This window comes from Stenotrophomonas sp. GD03777 (genome assembly GCF_029842485.1).
Taxonomy (GTDB): domain Bacteria; phylum Pseudomonadota; class Gammaproteobacteria; order Xanthomonadales; family Xanthomonadaceae; genus Stenotrophomonas; species Stenotrophomonas sepilia.
Genome location: NZ_JAOCGL010000172.1, coordinates 1 through 4817, shown reverse-complemented (window position 1 = coordinate 4817; position 4817 = coordinate 1). Strand labels below are relative to the sequence as shown.

The 4817-nt window shown below is 68.2% G+C and carries 5 protein-coding genes; all 5 read left to right on the top strand.

The genetic code is table 11. From position 1 onward, the window contains the following. Nucleotides 1-44 precede the first annotated feature (44 nt). Nucleotides 45-1454 (top strand): amidohydrolase, encoded by a 1410-nt coding sequence (locus N5E02_RS20090; protein WP_065185374.1) that lies wholly within the window; start codon nucleotides 45-47, stop codon nucleotides 1452-1454. Then, entirely contained in the window at nucleotides 1454-2716 is a 1263-nt protein-coding gene (locus tag N5E02_RS20085) for an amidohydrolase family protein (RefSeq protein WP_279946671.1), read from the top strand. The genes N5E02_RS20090 and N5E02_RS20085 overlap by 1 nt, the downstream gene beginning before the upstream one ends. A 25-nt stretch (nucleotides 2717-2741) precedes the next feature. Next, entirely contained in the window at nucleotides 2742-3374 is a 633-nt protein-coding gene (locus N5E02_RS20080) for a 2-hydroxychromene-2-carboxylate isomerase (protein ID WP_065185376.1), read from the top strand. 95 nt (nucleotides 3375-3469) lie between these two features. Next, nucleotides 3470-4411: a DegV family protein gene (locus tag N5E02_RS20075; protein ID WP_279946670.1), complete on the top strand. Its 942-nt coding sequence runs from the start codon at nucleotides 3470-3472 to the stop codon at nucleotides 4409-4411. Between the two features lie 77 nt (nucleotides 4412-4488). After that, the coding region (locus N5E02_RS20070; protein WP_279946669.1) for a hypothetical protein at nucleotides 4489-4817 on the top strand (329 nt) is incomplete at its 3' end.

Genomic DNA, 4817 nt, shown 5'->3' with positions numbered 1-4817 from the left:
CCGGCTAGCGTCCGTGGATTCATGTTTCTGGTGAGGGGAACTGCATGGCATCGACGTTGTTGCGCACCGGGGTGGCACTGGCGCTGCTTTCATTGAGCACGGCACCGGCGGTGGGCGCCTCGCGCTTCGTCGCCGATCCCTACCCCAGCACCTACCAGGCACACCCCGATGCACCGGTGCTGATCCAGAACGCGACCGTGCTGACCGGCACCGGCCAGCGCCTGGACAACGCCGACGTGCTGCTGCGCGAGGGCCGCATCGTTGCCGTCGGCCGCCAGTTGCAGGCCGATGCTGGTGTCACCCGCATCGATGCGCAGGGCAAGTGGGTCACACCGGGCCTGATCGACGTGCACTCGCACCTGGGCGTGTACCCCAGCCCGGGCGTCGGCGCGCACAGCGACGGCAACGAGATGACCGCGCCGGTCACCGCCAACGTCTGGGCCGAGCACTCGGTGTGGCCGCAGGACCCGGGTTTCGCCACCGCACTGGCCGGCGGCGTGACCAGCATGCAGGTGCTGCCGGGCTCGGCCAACCTGGTCGGTGGTCGTGGTGTGACCCTGAAGAACGTCCCCGCCATCACCTACCAGGCGATGAAGTTCCCCGGCGCGCCGTGGGGGCTGAAAATGGCCTGCGGCGAGAACCCGAAGCGGGTCTACGGCGGAGGCAAGGGCGTCGCTCCGGCCACGCGGATGGGCAACGTTGCCGGTTACCGCGCCGCCTTCATCGATGCCGCCGACTACATCGCCAAGAACAAACCGAAGCCGGCCAAGCGCAAGGGCTGGTTCGGCAGCGACAAGGGCGACAGCGCCGGTGATGCCGGCGGCAAGCGCGATCTCAAGCTGGACACGCTGGCCGGCGCGATCGAAGGCGACATCCGCGTGCACATCCATTGCTACCGCGCCGACGAGATGGCCACCATGCTCGACCTGGCCAAGGAATTCGGATTCAAGGTGGCCGCCTTCCACCACGGCGTGGAAGCCTACAAGCTGGCCGACCGGCTGGCTGCCGACGGCGTCTGCGGCGCGCTGTGGGCCGACTGGTGGGGCTTCAAGATGGAAGCCTTCGACGGCATTCCGGAGAACATCGCACTGGTCGATCGGCCGAAGAACAGCTGCGCCATCGTCCATTCCGACTCCCCCGAAGGCATCCAGCGCCTGAACCAGGAAGCGGCCAAGGTGATCGCCGCCGCGCGCCGCGCACGCATGCCGGAGATCCCCCCCGAACACGCCATCACCTGGATGACCGCCAACGCCGCCAGGGCGCTGGGGATTGAAGGCCAGACCGGCACCCTGGAGGCCGGCAAGATGGCCGACGTGGTGGTGTGGAACGGCAACCCCTTCAGCTCGTACGCGCTGGCCGAGCAGGTCTTCATCGACGGCCGCCGCCTGTACGACCGCAGCGCACCTGCGGCCACGCCACGTTCCGACTTCCAGCTTGGCCAGGAGGTGCACTGATGGGCGCGTTAAACAAGCGTCGCCGGGCATGGCTCGGCGCTACGGTCATGGTGCTGGCCTGCCTCTCCGCATCCGTGCAGGCGCAGGACCTGCTGGTGCGCAACGCGACCGTACATACGGCCAGCGCGCGCGGCAGCCTGCAGCACGCCGATGTGCTGGTGCAGGGCGGGATCATCCGCGCCGTCGGCAGCGGGCTGTCCGCCCCGGCCGGGGCCAGCGTGGTCGAGGCCGATGGCCGTCCGCTGACACCGGCGCTGTTCGGGGGCATCACCGAGATCGGCATCGAAGAGGTCTCCGGTGAAGCGAGCACGGTCGACAGCACGTTGAAGATCGGCGAACAACCGTTGCGCCCCGAGTTCGATGTCACCCTGGCGTACAACCCGGCCTCGGTGCTGATCCCGGTGGCGCGCCTGGACGGCATCGGCTTCACCGCTCTGGGGGCGGCCACCGGTGGCGGCTTCGTTGCAGGCCAGGGTGGCGTGATGCGGCTGGACGGCAGCGCCGATCCCCTCGGGGCGCGCGCGCTGTTCCTGCGCCTAGGGTCGGCCGCAGTGGAGCTGACCGGGCATTCGCGTGCGGCGCAATGGATGCTGCTGCAGCAGATGGTGGACGAGGCGCGTGGCCAGGTTGCCGCGGACTCACCGCATGCGCTGCTGACGCCGGCCGGGCGCCGCACGCTGGGCCGCTACCTGGCCGGCCAGGGCCGCATCGTGGTAGAGGTGGACCGCGCGGCGGACATCCGCCAGCTGCTGCGCTGGGCCGTCCGCGAAAAGGTGAAGATCGCCATCGCCGGAGGCACCGAAGCCTGGCAGCTGGCGCCGGAACTGGCCGCCGCACAGGTACCGGTGTTCGTCGATGTGTTGTCCAACCTGCCGGCCAGCTTCGACCAGATCGGCGCCACGCTGGAAAACGCGGCACGCCTGCAGCGTTCCGGCGTGGCGGTCTCGTTCGTGCAGCGTGGCGACGCCTCGCACAACGCCCGCAAGATGCGCCAGCTGGCCGGCAATGCCGTGGCCAACGGTTTGCCCTGGGCCGACGGCCTGGCCGGCCTGACCCGGGTGCCGGCGCAGGCGTTCGGCGTGGCCGACCAGATTGGCAGCATCGAGCCGGGCAAGCGTGCCGACCTGGTGCTGTGGGAGGGCGACCCGCTGGACGTGGCGCACTATGCCGAACAGGTCTGGCTGGGCGGCCGGGCGATGCCGATGCGCTCGCGCCAGACCGAACTGCGCGACCGCTACCTGCAGCGCAACGCGCAGCCCTGACCTCCAGTTATCCAAGGAAACCCGCATGGCCACCCTGCGCTGGTACTTCGACTTCGTCTCGCCCTATTCCTACCTGCACTGGCAGAAGCTGAAGCAGCTGCCCCAGTTCGCACGGATCCAGACCGTGCCGATCGCCTTCGGTGCCGTGCTGCATCACCTGGGCAACCTCGGGCCGGCCGAGATTCCGGCCAAGCGCCGCTTCATGTACCGCCAGCTGCTGTGGACTGCGCAGGCCGAAGGAACACCGCTGCGGTTCCCGCCGGGCCACCCGTTCAACCCGTTGTCTGCCCTGCGGCTGTGCCTGGCCGCGGGTGGCAGCGTGCAGGCGGTAGACGTGCTGTTCGACTGGATCTGGCGCGACGGCAATGCCGCCGATAGCGCCGAGGCCCTGCGCGAACCGGCTGCGCGGCTGGGGATCGAGGATGTCGCCAGCGCCACCGCGGCCCCCGCGGTCAAGGAGCAGCTGCGGAGGAACACCGAGGCCGCCATTGCTGCCGGCGTGTTCGGCGTACCGACCCTGGCCATCGATGACGAACTGTTCTGGGGCAACGACGCCCATCCGTTGATGGCCGCCGTGCTGGCCGATCCCGCCCTGCTGCAGCAGCCCGAATGGCAGCGCCTGGCCGAACTTCCGGTGGCCGTGCAGCGCAGTCGCTGAACAGGGCCTGGCGCGTTTCCCTCGCGCGCCACGCCAGAATTTGAGATAGATTTCACGTTTCCGAACCTACAACCGCCCTGGAGGGGGAGCCGCGGATGCGCATCGGAATCGTCGTCGACTCGGCCTGCGACCTGCCGCAGGACTTCATTGCCGAGCACAACATCGTGCTGCTGCCGATCACCGTACGAATCGGTGAAGCGGTTCTGGCCGATCATCGCGATGAGCAGGCCACGCTGAGTTTCCTGCATGCACACGTGGCCGAGCACGGTGCCGAGGCGGAGACCATCCCCTTCAGTGTCAACCAGATCCGCGACCTGTTCCTGCAGCGGCTGGTGATCGATTACGACCACGTGTTCTGCATGACCATCACCAAGACCCGCAGCCCGATCCACGACAATGCGCTGCAGGCCAGCTTCGCCATCCTCAACGATTACAAGCCGGTGCGGCAGGCAGCGGGCTACAACTCGCCGTTCGCCCTGCGCGTGCTCGATACCCAGAACCTGTTCGCTGCGCAGGCCGTGACCGCAGTGGAGGCGGTTCGCCTGCGTGACACTGGTGCCAGCGTGCAGCAGATCCGCGAACGGCTGGAAGAACTGGCTGGCAACGTGCACGGCTACATGGTCACCCGTGATCTGTACTACATGCGTGCGCGCGCCCGGCACAAGGGCGACCGCAGCGTCGGCCTGCTCAGTGCGGCGCTGGGCAGCGCACTGGACATCAAGCCGGTGCTGCACGGCTACCGCGGCGAAACCGGGCCGGTCGCCAAGATCAAGGGCTTCGACAGCGCCGTGCAGAAGCTGTTCGCGGTGGTCGGCCAGCGCGTACGTGCCGGGCTGATGACGCCGACGGTATGCGTCAGCTACGGCGGTGAGCTGGATGAGCTGCGCAGCCTGCCCGGCTATGTACAGATGAAGGAGGTCTGCGCCGGCCATGGCGTGACCGTGTACGAATCGGTGATGAGCCTGACCGGCATGGTCAATGTCGGCAAGGGCGCGGTCACCGTGGGCTTTGCCGATGGGCCACATCGGTTCGAGTGATGCCCCGACGCGGCGCGAATCTGCACACCGATTCCACCGTGGTTGTGCCAGCCTTGCCGCACTTCAAGGAGAACTTCATGCCTGCGCAGTACCACATCAGCCTGCCCGACCCGTCCAAGGCCCGCGGCAACGACCCTGACCTGTCCTTCCATTCGCAGGGCGCCGCCGGTTTCGCCGAAGAGCTGCAGGACGCCCTGCGCAGCGGCACGCTGTTCGAACGGTGGAAGGCCAAGCAACCCGACCCGGATGCGGTGGAACCGCAGTGGGGCGTGACCGATCCGGACGCCACCGTGACCGGCGAGCAGAAGGACCTGCGCATCAACCTGGTCGCCACCACCCGTATCGACAGTGACGTGTTCAAGCAGCGCCTGCGCCTGCTGGCCGGCCACCACTGGGAACTGCGCGA

Coding starts and splice junctions, on each gene's coding strand:
- N5E02_RS20090 (WP_065185374.1), top strand. CDS start 45: ATGGCATCGACGTTGTTGCGCACCGGGGTGGCACTGGCGCTGCTTTCA.
- N5E02_RS20085 (WP_279946671.1), top strand. CDS start 1,454: ATGGGCGCGTTAAACAAGCGTCGCCGGGCATGGCTCGGCGCTACGGTC.
- N5E02_RS20080 (WP_065185376.1), top strand. CDS start 2,742: ATGGCCACCCTGCGCTGGTACTTCGACTTCGTCTCGCCCTATTCCTAC.
- N5E02_RS20075 (WP_279946670.1), top strand. CDS start 3,470: ATGCGCATCGGAATCGTCGTCGACTCGGCCTGCGACCTGCCGCAGGAC.